The following is a 16,927-nucleotide window of genomic DNA, read 5'->3' as shown; positions in this document are numbered from 1 at the left end:
GATCGAGGAATGGCCGACTTCACCCCCGCCCCCGCCACCGGGCGCCAGTTCTCGCTCGACCTCACCGCCGAGGGACGCACCCTGCACGCCGTCGTGACGGAGGTGGCCGCAGCGCTGCGCCACCTCTCGGTCGACGGAGTGGAGATCACCGCCTCCTACCCGGAGAGCACCGTCCCGCCGTTCGGCTCGGGCATCGTCCTGATGCCCTGGCCCAACCGCGTGAAGGACGGGCGCTGGCACCACCGCGGCGAGACGCTCCAGCTCGCGATCACCGAGCCGAAGTACCACAACGCCATCCACGGCCTCCTGGTGAGCACCCCGTACCGCCTCGTCGACCAGGGCCCGTCCTTCGTCGAGCTGGCCGCGCCGGTCGTGCCGCAGGCGGGCTACCCGTTCCACCTCGAGACCTCGGTCCGCTACGAGCTGCAGGCCGACGGGCTGAAGGTCGTCCACCGCGTCGTCAACGTCGGAGCCGACGAGGCGCCCGTCGCCATCGGCACGCACCCCTTCCTCGCCATCGGCGACGTCCCGACCGACGAGCTCGAGATCACCGTCGACGCGGCGGTGCACATCGAGGTCGACGAGCGCCTCAACCCCACCGTGCAGAACCCGGTCGAGGGCACCGAGTGGGACCTCCGCTCCGGCCGCCGCATCGGCGACCTGGAGCTCGACGACGCCTGGGCCGACGTCCGGATGGTCGACGGCGAGAGCGTGCACGGCCTCCGCGCCGCGGACGGCCGCCGCGTGCTCCTCTGGGCCGACGCCTCGCACAACTTCATCCAGGTCTTCATCACCCGGATCTTCCCCGACGGCGACGACGTGAAGACCGCGATCGCCGTGGAGCCGATGACCGCTCCCGCCGAGGCGTTCAACAGCGGGCAGGGCCTGCGCTGGCTCGAGCCGGGCGAGGAGTGGACCGTCGCGTGGGGCATCCGCCACGAGGGGTTCCCCACCGCGTCATGACCTCCCTCGCGGCGGTCGGGCGCGACGACGAGGCCAAGCGCGTCGCTCTCGTCCGGATGAAGCGGCTCGCCACGGGCCTGCTCGTGGTGATGGCCGTCGTCTTCGCCGTGTCGTTCGCCCTGCAGGAGCGCTACCCGTGGCTGCAGTGGGTCCGGGCCGCGAGCGAGGGCGGGATGGTCGGCGCGCTCGCCGACTGGTTCGCCGTGACCGCGCTGTTCCGGCGGCCGCTGGGCCTGCCGATCCCGCACACCGCGATCATCCCGACCAAGAAGGACGAGATCGGCGCGAGCCTCGCGCAGTTCGTCGAGGAGAACTTCCTCCGCGGCGCCATCGTGCGCGAGAAGCTCGACTCCTTCGGGATCGCCCGGCGGGCGGGGCTGTGGCTCGCCGAGCCGGAGAACGCGCACCGGGTCGGCGGCGAGAGCGCCGCGGCCGTCCGCTCGGCGATCGCCCTGCTGGACGACTCCGACGTGCAGCGCGTGATCGAGGCGCTGGCACGGCGCCACCTCCTCGACCCGCAGTGGGGCCCGCCGCTGGGCTCGCTGGTGGGCAGCGTGGTCGAGGCGGGCCACCACCGGCGCCTCGTGGACACGCTGGTGGAGCAGGCGGAGGCATGGCTGACCGCGAACCCGCAGAGCTTCACCCGCATGGTCAGCGGCCGCCTGCCGAGCTGGCTGCCCTCCGCGGTCAGCCGAGCGGTGGACGAGCGGCTGTACCGCGAGGCGCTCGTCTTCGTCGCCGCGGTGCGCGAGGACCAGGTGCACCCGTTCCGGATCGCGATCGACGGCTACCTCGCCACGCTGGCGCAGGATCTGGGCACCGACCCGGATCTGATCGCCCGGGTCGAGGAGATCAAGAACCGCGCCTTCGACAGCCCGCGCGTCCGCGAGCTCGCCGGGGACGCCTGGGAGGCGACGAAGGCCTCCCTCCTCGGCGCGATGGACGACCCGTCGAGCCCCCTCCGCGGCAGCATCGAGTCGATCGTGGTCGATCTGGGCCGCCGGCTCTCGACCGACGCCGGTCTCGCGGCGACCGTCGACTCCTGGATCGGATCGGTCGCGGCCAACCTGGTCGACCGCTACCGCACCGACATCGCCAGCATCATCGGCGACACCATCCATCGCTGGGACCCGCGCGAGACGTCCGAGAAGCTCGAGCTGCAGGTCGGGAAGGACCTCCAGTTCATCCGGATCAACGGCACCGTCGTGGGCTCCCTGGCCGGGCTGGTCATCTTCACCGTCGCGCACGCGCTGCTCGGCTCGTGAAGCGGGGCGCCCGGGCCCGCTCCGCAAGCCCTCGTCGACGTCGGTGGTCGGGCGTACGGTCGCACCATGAGCGATGACAACACCACCGATCCCGATGTCAAGACCGAGGGCGACGTCCTCGGCGCCCGTGCCGACGACGGCAGCGACACCAGCGCCAGCAAGGACCCGTCCGACTGGGTCACCGGCGACGAGCCGATGACCGGCCCGCAGCGCAGCTACCTCGACACCCTCGCGCGCGAGGCGGGCGAGACCCTGCCCGCCGACCTCACCAAGGCCCAGGCCTCCGAGCACATCGACCGCCTGCAGTCCTCCACGGGCCGTGGCGACGGCAGCAACGGGCACGATTGATCCCGCCGGGGCGCCCCGGGGCTGAGCATCAGTCCCCGTCGGCGCCCCCGTCCGGGGCGCGCACACCGCGCCCCGGCGTCCCTAGGGTTCCGTCATGGCGATCTCCCGCACCACGCGCAACGCCCTCGACCTCATCGACGCGATCCGGATCCCCGGCCGAATCGATCCCCGTCTGGCCCGGCAGGTGACCCTGTCCCTCCGCCAGCTCCTCGAATCCGGAGCCTTCGGCCCGAGCGAGCGGCTCCTCCGCCGCCGCGCGAGGAGGCTCCGCTCCCGCACCCGCGAGGCGGCCGCGTTCCGGCAGACGCGCCCGGCCGGCTGCACCGTCCAGCCCTGAGCCCGCTGAACGGAGTCGCTCCGCTGTGACCGGCGACGGGACAGACACCGTCCGCGCGGTCGTCTAGAGTTCCTGGCATCCGGTCCGCCGGATGCCCGCCGCAGTCTCCCGGCCGGTCGACAACGGAGTCGTCCCGGCGCGGGTCATCCCCCGTTCGCGCGTCGAACGCCCCGCTGGTTCCAGCACCCCGCTCCCTCCTCGAGAAGGGACTCCCGCGATGACGACCCGCGTCTCGCACACCGCGACGACCGTCCGCCTCGTCCGCTGGTACCGGATCGACTCCGACTGGCTCTCGGAGGTCGTCACCGGCCGCCTGCTCGAGCACCAGGACGGCCGCTGGCGCCTGCTCGTCGGCGAGAAGGTCCGTGACTACCCGGACGAGGTGTGGTCGCTCTGCCACGAGTGACGCCGTCGCGGAGCACCGCGGCCCGGACGAGGCGTCAGAGGTAGAGGTAGTACGTCTTCGCGCAGTCCGTCGAGCAGAACGGGTCACGGCGGCGGGCCGGCCGGACGCGGCACGCCTCGCACAGCCGAGGCCGGCGCAGGAGGACGCGGAGGACGGTCAGCACCTCTGCACGGTAGTGCGGCGACCTGGCCGCGCCCTGGCACTGTCCGGAAAGCGCGACCAGGCGGTCGCGTGGTGGGCCCCGTCGGGCTCGAACCGACGACCCGCGGATTAAAAGTCCGCTGCTCTGCCAACTGAGCTAGAGGCCCGCGCGCTCCAGGGTAGCGGGCCGTCGGCGCCCCCGGAGCAGGTGCGGCCCGGACCGCGGACGATCCCGGAGCGGACCGCGTCCTCGGCGCGGGCATACCCGCCCAGCCGCGGGCGTTACCCTCCTCGAACCCCCTACGGAGCGCGAGCGCGAGAGCGTCCGCGCGCACGACCGCGGAAGGCGGCCCCATGACAGACGGCTTCCACAAGCCGACCAAGTTCCCCTCCCACGTCTTCGAGGCGTTCCAGGGAGGAGAGGACCCGGCGCAGATCAGCCGCGTCGCCCACGAGACCGCGATCGCGCTGCTGAGCCGTGTCCGGAACGACCCGGACCCGGTGGTCATCGACCGCCTCGTCGAGTACACCGACCACAACGGCATCGACGCCCTCGCCGAGCTCTGGGCGCGCTCCAGCGCGGCGAGCCTGCCGGGTGCGCTGTGGCGGATCTACCTGCTGCGGCTGGTCATCCGGCAGGACCCGGAGAGCACGAGCTTCCTCTACCAGCGCGGAGTCGAGCTCTCCGCCACGATCGACCCGGTGGTCGCCGGAGCCAGCACGCCCACGGGGCCGGCCGAGATCACCGAGCTGGCCGACCGGATCCTCCGCGGCGTCTTCGACGGCGACTTCGCGGTGGCACTGGACCGCGCCGCGGCGTTCTGCCGCGTGAGCGCCTCCGGAGCCGTCTCGGTCGCCGACGACGTGGAGCCGGTGAACCCCGCCCGGGCGAGCGAGCTGACCACCCGCGCGCTGCGCCTCTCGACCACCGCCGCCGAGCTCGTGAGCTGTGCCCGGCTGTGGCGGAGCGACTCCCTGGAGTGACGCGCAACCCGCGTTCACCCACTGCGAACGCCGCTCGCCGCCACCGCGGAGGCCTTTGGTAGACTGGCGGAAGCCGGATCGCAGTAACCCCGGGCTCCACTTATAGCCGCTTCGAGCGGCCTCGCGCCGAGAGGCGTTCCTGCGGTCCGGCCCCTTCTCTGCTCGCATCGCCGCCACGGTGCGCGAGGCGAGGGCCCAGGAGGAGTCGATCCTCGCCCGAGTCCCCACAGACAGGCGCCAGCGGAATGAAGAACAGCAGAGCTCTCCGGATCGGCGCGCGCGTCTGGGCGGGGGCGGGGCTGCTGGTCGTCGCCGCCCTCTACCTCCTCGCCGCCCCGAGCGTCGACGACGCGGAGGGCGCCCAGTTCGCCGCGGGGGTCTCGCTCTCGCAGGGCACGGTGATGCGCGTCCTCGCGGTCCTCGACGTGCTCGCCGGGCTCTGGGTCCTCATCCGCCCGCGCAGCTATCCGGGCATCACCGCTGCGGCGGTGGCCGTTATCTCGCTCTGGCTGGCCCCCCGGCTGGGCGACCCCGCGCTCGTGCCGATCGGCACGTTGGCGCTGGATGTCCGATTCGTGACGCATCCGATCGAGGTGTCGGTCGTCGTTGCAGGCCTGGCCGTGACAGCCTTCTGGATGACGCGGAATCTTTCAGCCCGGGCGCGGGCGAGGCGGGGCTGATGACGGACGACACCACAGCGGAGGCGGCTGTCCTCCTCGAGCGCATCGCCGGGGGAGAGCAGGCCGCGTTCGCCGCGCTCTACGACCAGATGGCCGGCCGGGTCCTCGGCCTGATCATCCGCGTCCTCGTCGACCGCTCCCAGTCCGAGGAGGTGGCCCAGGAGGTCTTCCTCGAGATCTGGCAAACCGCTGGGCGTTTCGCTCCGAATAAAGGAAGCGCGACGACCTGGATCCTCACGATGGCACACCGCAGGGCCATCGACAGGGTCCGCGCGGCTCAAGCCGGCCGTGATCGGGACATGCGCATCGGAATCCGAGACCTCGGACGCGACTACGACCAGGTCTCCGAGCAGGCGGAGGTGTCCCTCGAGCACGAGAAGGTCGCGGCCGCCATGGGCCGCCTGACGGAACTGCAGCGGCAGGCGCTGCAGCTCGCTTACTACGGCGGATACTCGCACAGCGAGATCGCGGGGATCCTGCAGTGCCCCGTGGGAACCGTCAAGACACGCCTGCGTGACGGAATGATCAGACTTCGAGAAGAGATGGGGGTGGCCCTGTGAACGATGTGCGACTCCCCGACGGGATGGACGACCCGCGCGATCTCGCGGCGGGTCACGCACTGGGCATCCTGACGCCCGAGGAGCAGGAGCGCTACGAGCGCTTCCTCTCCGAGCACCCGGAGGCGCGCGGCGAGGCCGACGCGTTCGCCGAGGTGGCGGAGGCGCTGGTCGCCGACGCACCCGCCGTGGAGCCCTCGCCGGGCTTCAAGGCCGACCTGATGGCGCTCATCGCCACCACTCCGCAGCTGCCGCTGGAGGAGCCCGACGAGGACCACGAGGCGCCCGCCGCGCCCCGTCTGGTCCCCGTCGCCTCCGAGGGCGAGCGGAGCGGTCCGACGGCTCGCCGGGACGGTGGCGGCAGCGCCGCGAACCGCGCCCGGAGCCGCTGGTTCGCCCGCCCCGCGGTCTACCTCTCGGCGGCCGCGGCCGCCGCGGTGATCGTGGTCGGCGGAGTGACCCTTCCGCCGCTGCTCTCGTCCGGCCCCGGCCAGACGCAGCAGCAGACGGCTCTGGAGCAGATCCGCAGCGCCCCCGACGCGCAGGAGACGACCGGCACGGTCGCCACCGGCGAGCAGGCGACGCTGGTCTGGTCGAGCTCGCTCGGCCGCTCCGCCCTCGTGGTGGACGACCTGGCGCCGCTGCCGGAGGACAAGACTTACGAGCTCTGGTACATCGGCTCATCCGGTCCGGTCGCCGCAGGGACGTTCGACGGGGGAGAGGGCAGCACCGTGGCCCCGCTCGAGGGGAGCCTGACCGAGGGCGGAGTCGTCGCCGTGACGGTCGAGGACGCCGGCGGCTCGCCGACTCCGACCACCGATCCGATACTGGCGATCGACATCGCCTGACGGCCCGAACACGAGCAGAGCCGCACTCCCATGACGGAGTGCGGCTCTTCTCGTTCCCGGAGGGAACGCGGTGGAACGAGAGCGAGCCGCGACCCCGGAGGGACGCGGCTCGCTCTCGTCTGCGGCGGATCAGCCGAAGCGGCCCGAGACGTAGTCCTCGGTCGCCTGGACGGACGGGCGCGAGAACATCGTCGCGGTGTCGTCGTACTCGATGAGCTTGCCCGGCTTGCCGGTGCCCGCGATGTTGAAGAACGCGGTGCGGTCCGAGACGCGCGAGGCCTGCTGCATGTTGTGGGTCACGATGACGATCGTGTAGTCGTTCTTGAGCTCCTCGATGAGGTCCTCGATCGCGAGGGTCGAGATCGGGTCGAGGGCCGAGCAGGGCTCGTCCATCAGGAGGACGTCGGGGGAGACGGCGATCGCGCGGGCGATGCACAGACGCTGCTGCTGGCCGCCGGAGAGACCGGAGCCCGGCTTGTCGAGGCGGTCCTTCACCTCGTTCCAGAGGTTCGCGCCCTGGAGCGAGCGCTCGACGAGCGCGTCCGCGTCCGACTTCGAGATGCGGCGGTTGTTGAGCTTCACGCCGGCCAGCACGTTGTCCCGGATGGACATCGTCGGGAACGGGTTGGGGCGCTGGAAGACCATGCCCACCTGCCGGCGGACCTGCACCGGATCGACGCCCGGGCCGTACAGGTTGTTGCCGTCGATCAGGACCTCGCCCTCGACGTGCGCGCCGGGGATGACCTCGTGCATGCGGTTGAGCGTGCGGAGGAAGGTCGACTTGCCGCAGCCGGACGGGCCGATGAAGGCGGTGACCGTGCGGGGCTCGATGGCGAGCGACACGCCCTCCACCGCGAGGAACTGGCTGTAGTAGACGTTGAGGTCGTTGACCTCGATGCGCTTGGACATTGCTTCCTTCGGGGATTCCGGCCGGAGCCGAGTGGTGGGTGTCAGCGGCCGAGCTTGGGGGCGAAGATCTTCGCGATCAGGCGGGCGACCAGGTTCAGCGCCATGACGATCAGGATGAGGGCCAGCGCGCCGGTCCAGGCCCGGTTGAGGAACGCCTCGGCGTCGGGGCCCTGGTTCGCGTACTGCGTGTAGACGAAGACCGGGAGGGTCATCATCCGCTCGCTGAAGAGGTCGTAGTTCATCGACGCGGTGAAGCCGGCGACGATGAGCAGCGGGGCGGTCTCGCCGATGACGCGGGCGATCGCGAGGGTGATGCCCGTCGTGATGCCGGCGATGGAGGTCGGCAGCACGATCTTGACGATGGTCAGCCACTTCGGCACGCCGAGGGCGTAGGACGCCTCGCGCAGCTCGTTCGGGACCAGCTTCAGCATCTCCTCCGACGAGCGGACGACCACGGGGATCATCAGCACGGCGAGGGCGATCGAGCCGGCGAAGCCCATCCGGACGCCGGGGCCGAGGAGCAGCGCGAAGAGCGCGTAGGCGAACAGGCCCGCGACGATGGAGGGGATGCCCGTCATCACGTCGACGAAGAAGGTGATGGCCCGGGCGAGGTGGCCGCGGCCGTACTCGACGAGGTAGATCGAGGTGAGCAGGCCGATCGGCACCGAGATCAGCGCGGCCATGGCCGTGATCTCGAGCGTGCCGATGATCGCGTGGAGGGCGCCGCCGCCCGCGTCGATGACGTTGCGCATCGACGAGGAGAAGAAGAGCGGATCGAACCGCGCGACTCCGTTGGAGACGACCGTGTAGAGCAGGGAGATCAGCGGGAGCAGCGCGATGATGAACGCGGTCGCGACCAGCGAGGTCACGAGGCGGTCGACAGCCTTGCGGCCGCCCTCGACCAGGCGCGAGACCACGTAGATGGCGACGTCGAAGAGGACGGTGCCCCAGAAGATCGCTCCGACGAGGCTGAAGTCGTTCATCATGCCGGCCGCCTGGAGGATCAGGAAGACGGCGGCGAACACGACCCAGCTGCCGACGAGCAGCATCCAGGGGGTGCCCTTGGGCAGCTTGCCCGCCTGCAGCGAGAAGGGCATCGACGAGGTGGCGGCGGACATCAGTTGGCTCCCGAGAAGGCCTTGCGGCGGTTGACGATGAACCGCGCGACCGAGTTCACGACGAGGGTGATGACGAAGAGGATGAGGCCCGAGGCGACGAGGACGTTCACGCCGACTCCGCTCGCCTCCGGGAACTGCAGCGCGATGTTCGCGGCGATGGTGTTCGAGTTCTGCGAGGTGAGCAGGAGGAAGGAGACGACCGTCGCGGGCGAGAGCACCATCGCGACGGCGAGCGTCTCGCCGAGGGCCCGGCCGAGGCCGAGCATGGCGGCCGAGACGATGCCCGGAGCGCCGAAGGGCAGGACGGCCATGCGGATCATCTCCCAGCGGGTCGCGCCGAGCGCGAGCGCCGCCTCCTCGTGCAGGCGCGGGGCCTGGAGGAAGATCTCGCGGCAGACCGCGGTGATGATCGGGATGACCATGACGGCCAGCACCACCGAGGCGGTGAGGATCGTCTTGCCGGTGCCCGACGCCTGGCCGCCGAAGAGCGGGAACCAGCCGATGTTCACGTTGAGGAAGAGGTAGAAGGGCTGCACCATCGGCGCCAGCACGGTCGCGCCCCAGAGGCCGAAGACCACCGAGGGGACGGCGGCGAGGAGGTCGACCACGTAGCCGAGGGCCATCGCGATGCGGCGCGGCGCGTAGTGCGAGATGAAGAGGGCGATCGCGATCGAGAGCGGCAGGGCGATCACCAGGGCGATCACCGCCGACCAGACCGTGCCGAACACCAGGGGGCCGACGTAGGCCCAGAAGCTCGTCGCGTCGCCGGGGAGGCTGCCGGCCGGCGCGGTGAACGCGGGGATCGACTGCGCGATCAGGAAGATCGCGACGGCGGCGAGGACGAGGAGGATGAGGGAGCCGGCGGCGACGGTCGAGATCGAGAAGACCCGATCTCCGACACGCACCTTCGCCTTCGGGCGGACGACGGTCTCAGTTGCCATTCCAGGGGACTCTCTTCAGACGAGGGGGTTCGGCGGGGCGCACAGGGAGATGCTAGGGCTCGGAGGGGGCGTCCGGTGGGTCGAGCCCGGCACAGGCGGGGCCCGTCCCGCGGATCGTGCTGCGAGACGGGCCCTGCCGGTGGGACTACTTGATCGACTCGATCGCGGTGGCGACGGTCGAGGCGAGCTCGGAGCTCAGGGGAGCGGAGCCGGCCTGAGCGGCGGCGGCCTCCTGGCCCTCCTCGCTCGCGACGTAGGAGGCGAAGGACTTGACGACCTCGCCCTTGTCGGCGTCCGCGTACTCCTGGCACACGATGAGGTAGCTGACCAGGACCATCGGCCAGGCGTCCGCCTCGGTGCCGGTGCGGTCGATCTTGATCGCGAGGTCGTTGTCCTCGCGGCCCTCGGCGATGGGCGAGGCGGCGACGACCGCCGCGGCTCCGTCGGCCGAGATGCTCGAGAACGCGTCGCCGACCTTCAGCTGCGCCATGTCCATGCCCTGGGCGCCGGACTCGTCGGCGTAGCCGATCGTGTTGGTGCCGTTCTTGACCGCGTCGACGACACCCGAGGTGCCCTTGGCGCCGTCACCGCTCTGGTACGGGAAGGTCTGCGCGGCAGGAGCGTCCCAGACGTCGCTCGCGGTGGCCGCGAGGTAGTCGGTGAAGTTCTGCGTGGTGCCCGAGTCGTCCGAGCGGTGCACGGAGGTGATGTTCGCCGACGGGAGGGTCGCGTCGGGGTTCAGGGCCTTGATCTCCGGGGCGTCCCAGGAGGTGATGGTGCCCTTGAAGATGCCCGCGATGGTGGCCGCGTCGAGCTTGAGCTCGTCGACGCCCTCCACGTTGAAGATGACCGCGATCGGCGAGATGTAGACCGGGAGGTCGATCGCCTTGGTGTCGGGGGCGCAGGCGGCGAAGGTGCCCGCGAGCTCCTCGTCCTTGAGCGCGGAGTCGGAGCCGGCGTAGTCGGCGGCGCCGTCGATGAAGTTGGTGCGGCCGGCGCCGGAGCCCTGCGGGTCGTAGTTGACCGTGACCTCGGGGTTCGCGGTCTGGAACGCGGCGGCCCAGGTGGTCTGCGCGGTGCCCTGAGCGGACGAGCCGATCCCGGTGATGGTGCCGGAGAGCGTGGAGGTGGTGGCGGAGCCGGAGCTGCCGCCTGCGGCCGGTGCCTCGTTGGCAGCGCAGGAGGTCAGCGTGATCGCTGCGACGGCGGCGACGACGGCCGCCTGGCCGAGACGCGAGAATCTCACAAGTATCCCTTTCGGGTAGGAAAGCGTGGAAAACAGAACAGGGCCTGGTGCAGCCCGCGAGCGAGAGTACGGAGGGGTCGTGTCCTGGCACCGACCGCTCGGTGAACGCGCGGTGAACGGGTCCGCTCCGGGGATTGCGGAGCGGCGGGGCGGCGGGGAAGGCGCGGTGCGGACGGACCCGTCGAGCCGGTCGCTCAGCGCGGCCCGGGCGGGTCAGGCCAGCGGCGTGTGCGTCTCGATCGCGACGATGCCGGAGCCGGGATGGCCGGTGGAGAGGTGCACCACGGCGAAGCCCCCGGTCGGGAGCGCTGCCGCCTCGTCGAGGTAGGCGCCGAGAGGAGTCGCCGTGGCGAGGGCGATCTCGCGCAGGATCTCGGGGATCACCGGCCGGTGACTGCAGAGGACGGCGGTGCGGCGGGCGCGGACCCGCTTGCCGACGAGGGCGCGGACGTCGGCGGTGCCCTGCTCGTGCGCCTCCTGGCTGAGGTCGTCGCGCAGCTTGACCGGCTTCCTGACCAGACCGGACAGCGGGGCGATGGTCGACCGGCAGCGCTTGGCGGTGCTCGAGACGAGGCGGCGCGGGCGCCAGGCGGCCACGGCCTGAGCGGCGGCCGCGGCCTCGACCCGGCCGCGCCCGGTGAGGCGGCGGGTGGAGTCGCGGCCGTCCCAGGAGGAGGCGGGCACCGCCTTCGCGTGCCGCAGGACCACGATCGCGAAGGTCTCGAGCGCACCGCGTGCGGCGATCCGGGCGAACTCGTCGACGATCGTCACGTCGTGCGGATAGGTCAGGTAGCTCCGGGCCCGCTTGAGCGTCACCCACTCGAGCGCCTCGACCTCGTCGTTCGGGAGGAAGTCGGACGCCAGGACGGCCTTCTCGGTCACCTGCGCCGCCCAGTAGTAGACGGCCTTCGGGCGCCCGCTCGGCAGCGTGTACTCGGTGCACCCCAGCGGCACCCCGAGCGCCACCGAGAGCCCGGTCTCCTCGCGGATCTCGCGCACCGCGGTCTCCGGGAGGGACTCGCCCGCGTCGACCTTGCCCTTGGGCAGGCTGACGTCCCGGCGGTGCGGCCGGTGGATCACGAGGATGTGCGGGCGGCCCTCGATGATCCGCCAGCACACCGCTCCTGCTGCGTAGACGGTGCCCGTCACGAGCGTCAGCGGCTGGAGGCCCGGTTGGCGGACCGTGTCGCCGCGCGCTTGCGGTGGGTGATGTGCTGCATCAGCTGGTTCTGCAGGTCGGCGAGCGGAGCGCCCTCCTCATCGAGGTGGTGCCGCGTCCAGTCGCCGTCCGGGCCGAGCCACCAGGAGGCGGTCCGCTCGTCCATCGCCCGCTCGAACATGTCGTCGATCTCGCTGAGGTGCGCCGGCTCGACGATCCGCACCAGAGCCTCGACGCGGCGGTCGAGGTTGCGGTGCATCATGTCGGCGCTGCCGATGAAGACGTCCGGCTCGCCGCCGTTGACGAAGCTGAAGATGCGGGAGTGCTCGAGGTAGCGGCCGAGGATCGAGCGCACGCGGATGGTCTCGGAGAGCCCCTCCTGGCCGGGCTTCAGCCCGCAGATGCCGCGCACCCAGACGTCGACCGGCACGCCGGCCTGGCTGGCGCGGTAGAGCGCGTCGATCACGGACTCGTCGACGATCGAGTTGACCTTGATCCGGATGCCCGAGGGCCGCCCCGCGCGGGCGTTCTCGGTCTCGGCGGCGATCCGCTTGAGCAGGCCCTTCCGGAGATGGCGCGGCGCGACGAGCAGGCGCTTGAACTTCTTCTCGATCGCGTAGCCCGAGAGCTCGTTGAACAGGCGCGTGAGGTCCTTGCCGACCTCGGGGTCGGCCGTCAGGAGTCCGAGGTCCTCGTAGATGCGCGAGGTCTTCGGGTTGTAGTTGCCGGTGCCGATGTGGGAGTAGTGGCGGAGCACTCCGCCCTTCTCCTGGCGGATGACGAGCGCGAGCTTGCAGTGGGTCTTCAGCCCGACGAGCCCGTAGACCACGTGCACGCCCGCCTTCTCGAGCTTGCGCGCCCACGAGATGTTCGCCTGCTCGTCGAAGCGCGCCTTGATCTCGACCAGGGCGAGCACCTGCTTCCCCGACTCGGCCGCGTCGATGAGCGCCTCGACGATGGGGGAGTCGCCGGAGGTGCGGTAGAGCGTCTGCTTGATCGCGAGCACGTCCGGATCGGCCGCCGCCTGCTCGAGGAACGACTGCACGCTCGTCGCGAAGGACTCGTAGGGGTGGTGCAGGAGCACGTCGCCGCGGGAGACCGCCTTGAAGACGTCCTGCCGCTGGTTGGGCTCGCTGGGCGAGAGCTGCACTGCCGTCGTCGGGACGTGGTTGGGGTACTTCAGGTCCGGGCGGTCGATCTTCTGCAGGCTGAAGAGCCCGCTGAGGTCGAGCGGGGCCGGGAGCTTGTAGACCTCCTGCGTCGTGATGTCGAGCTCGCGGACCAGCAGGCCCAGCGTCTCGTCGTCCATGTCGTCGGTGACCTCGAGGCGGATGGGCGGGCCGAACCGGCGGCGCAGCAGCTCCTTCTCGAGGGCCTTGATCAGGTTCTCGGTCTCGTCCTCGTCGACCTCGACGTCCTCGTTGCGCGTCACCCGGAACACGTGGTGGTCGAGGATCTCCATGCCGGGGAACAGGTCGTCCAGCTGGTTGGCGATCAGGTCCTCGAGCGAGATGAACCGCATCGGCTCGCCCGGCGCCGCGACGCCGGCGATCCGGACGAAGCGGGGGAGCATCTGCGGCACCTTGAGGCGCGCGAACTCGACCTTCTGCGTCTTCGGGTTCCGCACCCGCACCGAGAGGTTGAGCGAGAGGCCGGAGATGTAGGGGAACGGGTGCGCCGGGTCGACCGCGAGCGGCATCAGCACCGGGAACACCTGGGCCGAGAAGTAGTCGTCCAGCACGGTGCGCTCGGCGTCGCTCAGCTCGTCCCAGCGGACGAGGTCGATGCCGCCGTCGCGCAGGGCGGGCTCGACGAGCTCCTTGAACGCTCGGGAGTGGCGCTGCTGCAGCAGGTGCGCCTTCTCCGAGATGTCGGTCAGCACGTCGACCGGCACGCGGCCGATGTTCGTCGGCAGGGCGAGCCCCGTGAGGATGCGGCGCTTGAGGCCGGCGACCCGGACCATGAAGAACTCGTCGAGATTGGACGAGAAGATCGCCAGGAAGTTCGCCCGCTCGAGCGCCGGAACCAGCGGATCCTCCGCGAGCTCGAGCACGCGCTGGTTGAACGCGAGCCAGCTCAGCTCCCGGTCGAGGTAGCGGTTGTCGGGGAGGAGCGGGTCCGAGTGCTCCTCCTCGTCGTCGAAGTCGTCGTCGAGGTCATCGCTGAGACCGTCTTCGAGAAGCAGGTTGTCGCCGTCCATGCGACCATCCTGGCACCGCGTCCGTCCGCTCCGCGCCGCCGCTCGTGAATGCCGGATGAACGGGGCCGGGGGAGGCCCTGTGGAGGAGTGCCGGCTCAGCGCAGCGGCGCGGCGCGCTGCAGGTACTGCACGTCGACGGAGGCGTCCGTGAACCCGAGCGAGCGGTAGAGCGCCACCGCCGACCGGTTCTCGGCCTCGACGTAGAGGTCGGCCGCGGTGCAGCCGCGCTCGAGCATCCGCGCGAGCCCGGCGTTCAGCAGGGTGCGGCCGAGTCCCCGTCCGGCCGCCTCAGGGGCGACCCCGAGGACGTAGATCTCGCCGGTCGTCGATCCGGGCTCGATCTTGAGCCAGTCGTATCCGAGGAGCGTGCCGTCGGCGTCGCGGAGCAGGAGGAAGTCGCCCTCGTCGAACCACGGCTCGGCGCGGCGGGCCGCCAGGTCCTCCTCCGTCATCCGCCCCTGCTCGGGGTGCGCGGCGAAGATCCGCGCGTTCAGGGCGATCCACTCGGCCGGAGCGAGGTCGCGGGCGTCCGAGAGGACGACGCCCTCGGGGACGCGGACCTCGGGGGCGGCGAGCGGCTCGAGCTCGAGGTGCAGGAGGGTGCGCACCGGGGCGAAGCCGTGGGAGGCCGCGAGGGCCCGGGCGGCGGGGTGGTCGCCGTGCGCCCAGGCGAGCAGGCCCGTCCGGCCGCTCGCGAGGACCTGCTCCAGGGTCGCGGTGCCGAAGCCGACCCCGCGCCACTCCGGATCGACGACGAACTCCAGCTCGCCCTGCCCGAGGATCGCCGCCGCCACGACCACGTCGGCGCGCAGCCCCACGAGGAGGGTGCGCGAGCCGGCCCGGGCGTCGACGAGCGTCTGGTCGCTGAAGGGGGGCTGGTGGTCGAACCAGGCGGCGCGCCCGATCAGGTGCTCGAGGCCGGCCGCCACCGCGGGATCGGCCAGATCCTCAACGGACAGGTTGAGCGACTCGCTCATTGTCCTCTTCGTACACGTTGAAGCGGTATCCGACGTTGCGGACCGTGCCGATCAGCGACTCCAGGTCGCCGAGCTTCGCGCGGAGGCGCCGCACGTGCACGTCGACCGTGCGGGTGCCGCCGAAGTAGTCGTAGCCCCACACCTCGCTCAGCAGCTGCTCGCGGGTGAAGACGCGCGAGGGGTGCGTGGCGAAGAAGCGGAGGAGCTCGAACTCCTTGAAGGTGAGGTCGAGCGGGCGCCCGTGCACCTTGGCGGAGTAGCTGGCCTCGTCGATCACGACGCCCGACGCCTGGATGCGCGAGGTCGACTGCTCCTGCGCGAGCCGGCCGATCACCAGGCGGATGCGGGCGTCGACCTCGGCGGGGCCGGCCGAGTCGAGGATGACGTCGTTGACGCCCCAGTCGGCCGAGACTGCCGTGAGCCCGCCCTCCGTGAGGATCAGGATGAGGGGGACGTTGATGCCCGTGGTCGTGAGGATCTTGCAGAGCGACTTGGCGCTGGCGAGGTCCTGCCGCGCGTCGACCAGGATCAGATCGCAGCTCGGGGCGTTCACGAGCTGGGCGGGCTCCGCGGGGATCTGCCGGGTCCGGTGGCTGAGGAGCCCCAGTGCGGGGAGCACCTCGGCGCCTCCCGCCGAGGTCAGTATCAACAACTGCGCCACGGATCCTCCAGAACTGGTCTGCCCGCAATACTAGCGGCGGGCCGGGAGGGGCGTCCGCCTGGGGCACAATTGTCGGATGGGCAGGGATCGGGTGGGCATCGGAGTCGTCTGGGCGCTCGCACTCGCGGGCTCCGTGCTGACTCTGGCGATCGCCGCTCCGGAGTCCCGGCAGCTCTGGCTCGCGCTGACGTTCGGCGGATGCGTGCTCGCGACCTTCGCGGTGCAGCTCGCCGTGGCCCGCGCCGAGGGGTACCTCCTCCGCGCGATGACGAGCATCGTCGGAGCGATGGCCGTGGTCGCGGTCGCGAGCGGGATCGCCCTCCTCCTCCCCGCCTGAGCGGTCGCGCCGCCCTGTCCCGAGCACCCGGATCCGCACCGCCTGAGCGGCCGCGTCCGCCCCGCCCCGGCGTCGGAGGCGGCGGGTAGGATGAGCGCATGCTTCTCGCCCTGGAACTCTTCTACCTCGGTCTGCTCGGGCTCGCCTCCCTCGCCATCGCGTGGGTCTCCGGCGTGGTCGTCTACAAGCTCTACCGCGGCCAGCGCTAGCCGCCGCCGGAGCCCGAGTGATCTCGCTTCCGTCGGGCCTGCCGCCCGAGCTCGTCCCCCTGTCCTGGCTGCTCGGCGTCTGGGAGGGCTCGGGCGTCATCGACTACACGATCGGCGACGACTCCGTCCAGGCCGAGTTCGGCCATCGCATCAGCTTCAGCTACGACGGCCTCCCGTACCTCAACTACAACTCCTACACATGGCTGATCGAGGAGGGCGCCGAGGAGGCGCCCCGGCCCCTGGTCACCGAGACGGGCTACTGGCGCCTCAGCCGCGCGCTGACCGACTCCGACGCCGGCCCGGGAATGCTGCCCGGCCGCGGCGCACCCGCCTTCCCCGACGCCGAGTCCGTCGAGACGCTGCGCAACGCCGCCGGCGGGTTCGACATCGAGGTCTCGCTCGTGCACCCGGACGGGGTCAGCGAGCTCTACCTCGGTCAGGTCAAGGGGCCTCGGATCGACCTCGCGACCGACGCGGTGATGCGCACCGCCGCGGCGAAGGACTACGCCGCCGCCACGCGCCTCTACGGCCTGGTCGACGACCACCTGCTCTGGGCGTGGGACATCGCCGCGCTCGGCCAGGGCCTGCGGACCCACTCCTCCGGACGGCTCGCCCGTGTCGACTGACGCGCCCTCCCCGCT

20 protein-coding genes and 1 tRNA gene are annotated in these 16,927 nt (G+C 71.3%); 11 read left to right on the top strand and 10 right to left on the bottom strand.

Going from position 1 to position 16,927, the window contains the following annotated elements; genetic code table 11:
• Positions 1-9 precede the first annotated feature (9 nt).
• The 5 genes from GSU40_RS12140 to GSU40_RS12120 all read left to right on the top strand — a co-directional run bounded on the left by GSU40_RS12140 (position 10) and on the right by GSU40_RS12120 (position 3,319).
• On the top strand, positions 10-963 hold the full coding sequence (locus GSU40_RS12140; RefSeq protein ID WP_104263066.1) for an aldose 1-epimerase family protein: 954 nt from the start codon (positions 10-12) through the stop codon (positions 961-963).
• On the top strand, positions 960-2,228 hold the full coding sequence (locus GSU40_RS12135; RefSeq protein ID WP_104324503.1) for a DUF445 domain-containing protein: 1,269 nt from the start codon (positions 960-962) through the stop codon (positions 2,226-2,228). Before GSU40_RS12140 ends, GSU40_RS12135 begins: the two co-directional genes overlap by 4 nt.
• Before the next feature lie 66 nt (positions 2,229-2,294).
• A complete protein-coding gene (locus GSU40_RS12130) occupies positions 2,295-2,576 on the top strand; it encodes a DUF3072 domain-containing protein (protein ID WP_104224714.1) in 282 nt (93 codons plus the stop codon).
• A gap of 94 nt (positions 2,577-2,670) precedes the next feature.
• Complete coding sequence (locus GSU40_RS12125; RefSeq protein WP_104256416.1) at positions 2,671-2,913, top strand: hypothetical protein; 243 nt, start codon at positions 2,671-2,673, stop codon at positions 2,911-2,913.
• Positions 2,914-3,130: 217 nt separating this feature from the next.
• Entirely contained in the window at positions 3,131-3,319 is a 189-nt protein-coding gene (locus tag GSU40_RS12120) for a hypothetical protein (protein ID WP_104224712.1), read from the top strand.
• A gap of 34 nt (positions 3,320-3,353) precedes the next feature.
• On the opposite strand, the gene GSU40_RS17160 is transcribed toward GSU40_RS12120, so the two are convergent.
• Together GSU40_RS17160 and GSU40_RS12115 are read right to left on the bottom strand one after the other, a co-directional pair.
• Positions 3,354-3,482, bottom strand: coding sequence for a hypothetical protein (locus GSU40_RS17160; protein WP_258059535.1), 129 nt, complete (start codon positions 3,480-3,482; stop codon positions 3,354-3,356).
• A 69-nt stretch (positions 3,483-3,551) separates the two neighbouring features.
• Positions 3,552-3,627, bottom strand: a tRNA-Lys gene (locus GSU40_RS12115).
• 187 nt (positions 3,628-3,814) lie between these two features.
• Here GSU40_RS12115 and GSU40_RS12110 point away from each other — a divergent pair.
• From GSU40_RS12110 to GSU40_RS12095, 4 genes are all read left to right on the top strand, one after another.
• A complete protein-coding gene (locus GSU40_RS12110; RefSeq protein WP_104227273.1) occupies positions 3,815-4,444 on the top strand; it encodes a DNA-directed RNA polymerase subunit beta in 630 nt (209 codons plus the stop codon).
• A gap of 245 nt (positions 4,445-4,689) precedes the next feature.
• Positions 4,690-5,124 (top strand): hypothetical protein, encoded by a 435-nt coding sequence (locus tag GSU40_RS12105; RefSeq protein WP_104224710.1) that lies wholly within the window; start codon positions 4,690-4,692, stop codon positions 5,122-5,124.
• Positions 5,124-5,684 (top strand): ECF RNA polymerase sigma factor SigK, encoded by a 561-nt coding sequence (sigK, locus tag GSU40_RS12100; RefSeq protein WP_104224709.1) that lies wholly within the window; start codon positions 5,124-5,126, stop codon positions 5,682-5,684. Before GSU40_RS12105 ends, sigK begins: the two co-directional genes overlap by 1 nt.
• On the top strand, positions 5,681-6,529 hold the full coding sequence (locus GSU40_RS12095) for an anti-sigma factor (protein WP_146076502.1): 849 nt from the start codon (positions 5,681-5,683) through the stop codon (positions 6,527-6,529). The genes sigK and GSU40_RS12095 overlap by 4 nt, the downstream gene beginning before the upstream one ends.
• 129 nt (positions 6,530-6,658) lie before the next feature.
• Here the strand turns inward: GSU40_RS12095 and pstB are convergent, their stop codons facing one another.
• From pstB to GSU40_RS12055, 8 genes are all read right to left on the bottom strand, one after another.
• A complete protein-coding gene (pstB, locus tag GSU40_RS12090; RefSeq protein ID WP_104224707.1) occupies positions 6,659-7,438 on the bottom strand; it encodes a phosphate ABC transporter ATP-binding protein PstB in 780 nt (259 codons plus the stop codon).
• Positions 7,439-7,479: 41 nt separating this feature from the next.
• Positions 7,480-8,556, bottom strand: coding sequence for a phosphate ABC transporter permease PstA (gene pstA, locus GSU40_RS12085; protein WP_104224706.1), 1,077 nt, complete (start codon positions 8,554-8,556; stop codon positions 7,480-7,482).
• Positions 8,556-9,497, bottom strand: coding sequence for a phosphate ABC transporter permease subunit PstC (gene pstC / locus GSU40_RS12080; RefSeq protein WP_104227270.1), 942 nt, complete (start codon positions 9,495-9,497; stop codon positions 8,556-8,558). The genes pstA and pstC overlap by 1 nt, the downstream gene beginning before the upstream one ends.
• Before the next feature lie 145 nt (positions 9,498-9,642).
• The gene (pstS, locus tag GSU40_RS12075) at positions 9,643-10,743 is read right to left on the bottom strand and encodes a phosphate ABC transporter substrate-binding protein PstS (protein ID WP_160035129.1); all 1,101 of its coding nucleotides are present in this window, start codon (positions 10,741-10,743) and stop codon (positions 9,643-9,645) included.
• A 213-nt stretch (positions 10,744-10,956) separates the two neighbouring features.
• Entirely contained in the window at positions 10,957-11,892 is a 936-nt protein-coding gene (locus GSU40_RS12070) for an NUDIX domain-containing protein (RefSeq protein ID WP_104224703.1), read from the bottom strand.
• Between the two features lie 5 nt (positions 11,893-11,897).
• A complete protein-coding gene (locus tag GSU40_RS12065; RefSeq protein ID WP_104224702.1) occupies positions 11,898-14,102 on the bottom strand; it encodes an RNA degradosome polyphosphate kinase in 2,205 nt (734 codons plus the stop codon).
• Positions 14,103-14,197: 95 nt separating this feature from the next.
• Complete coding sequence (mshD, locus tag GSU40_RS12060) at positions 14,198-15,079, bottom strand: mycothiol synthase (RefSeq protein WP_104256419.1); 882 nt, start codon at positions 15,077-15,079, stop codon at positions 14,198-14,200.
• Positions 15,051-15,740: a response regulator transcription factor gene (locus GSU40_RS12055; RefSeq protein ID WP_104224700.1), complete on the bottom strand. Its 690-nt coding sequence runs from the start codon at positions 15,738-15,740 to the stop codon at positions 15,051-15,053. The genes mshD and GSU40_RS12055 overlap by 29 nt, the downstream gene beginning before the upstream one ends.
• Before the next feature lie 76 nt (positions 15,741-15,816).
• On the opposite strand from GSU40_RS12055, the gene GSU40_RS12050 reads away from it, so the two are divergent.
• Together GSU40_RS12050 and GSU40_RS12045 are read left to right on the top strand one after the other, a co-directional pair.
• Positions 15,817-16,077 (top strand): hypothetical protein, encoded by a 261-nt coding sequence (locus GSU40_RS12050; RefSeq protein ID WP_146076503.1) that lies wholly within the window; start codon positions 15,817-15,819, stop codon positions 16,075-16,077.
• A gap of 226 nt (positions 16,078-16,303) precedes the next feature.
• On the top strand, positions 16,304-16,912 hold the full coding sequence (locus GSU40_RS12045; protein ID WP_104224698.1) for an FABP family protein: 609 nt from the start codon (positions 16,304-16,306) through the stop codon (positions 16,910-16,912).
• The last annotated feature ends 15 nt before the right edge of the window (positions 16,913-16,927 follow it).

This window comes from Rathayibacter sp. VKM Ac-2805 (assembly GCF_009834265.1).
In the GTDB taxonomy this organism is placed as follows: domain Bacteria; phylum Actinomycetota; class Actinomycetes; order Actinomycetales; family Microbacteriaceae; genus Rathayibacter.
The sequence above is the reverse complement of the archived record's forward strand: the minus strand, read 5'-3'. Positions and strand labels throughout refer to the sequence as shown.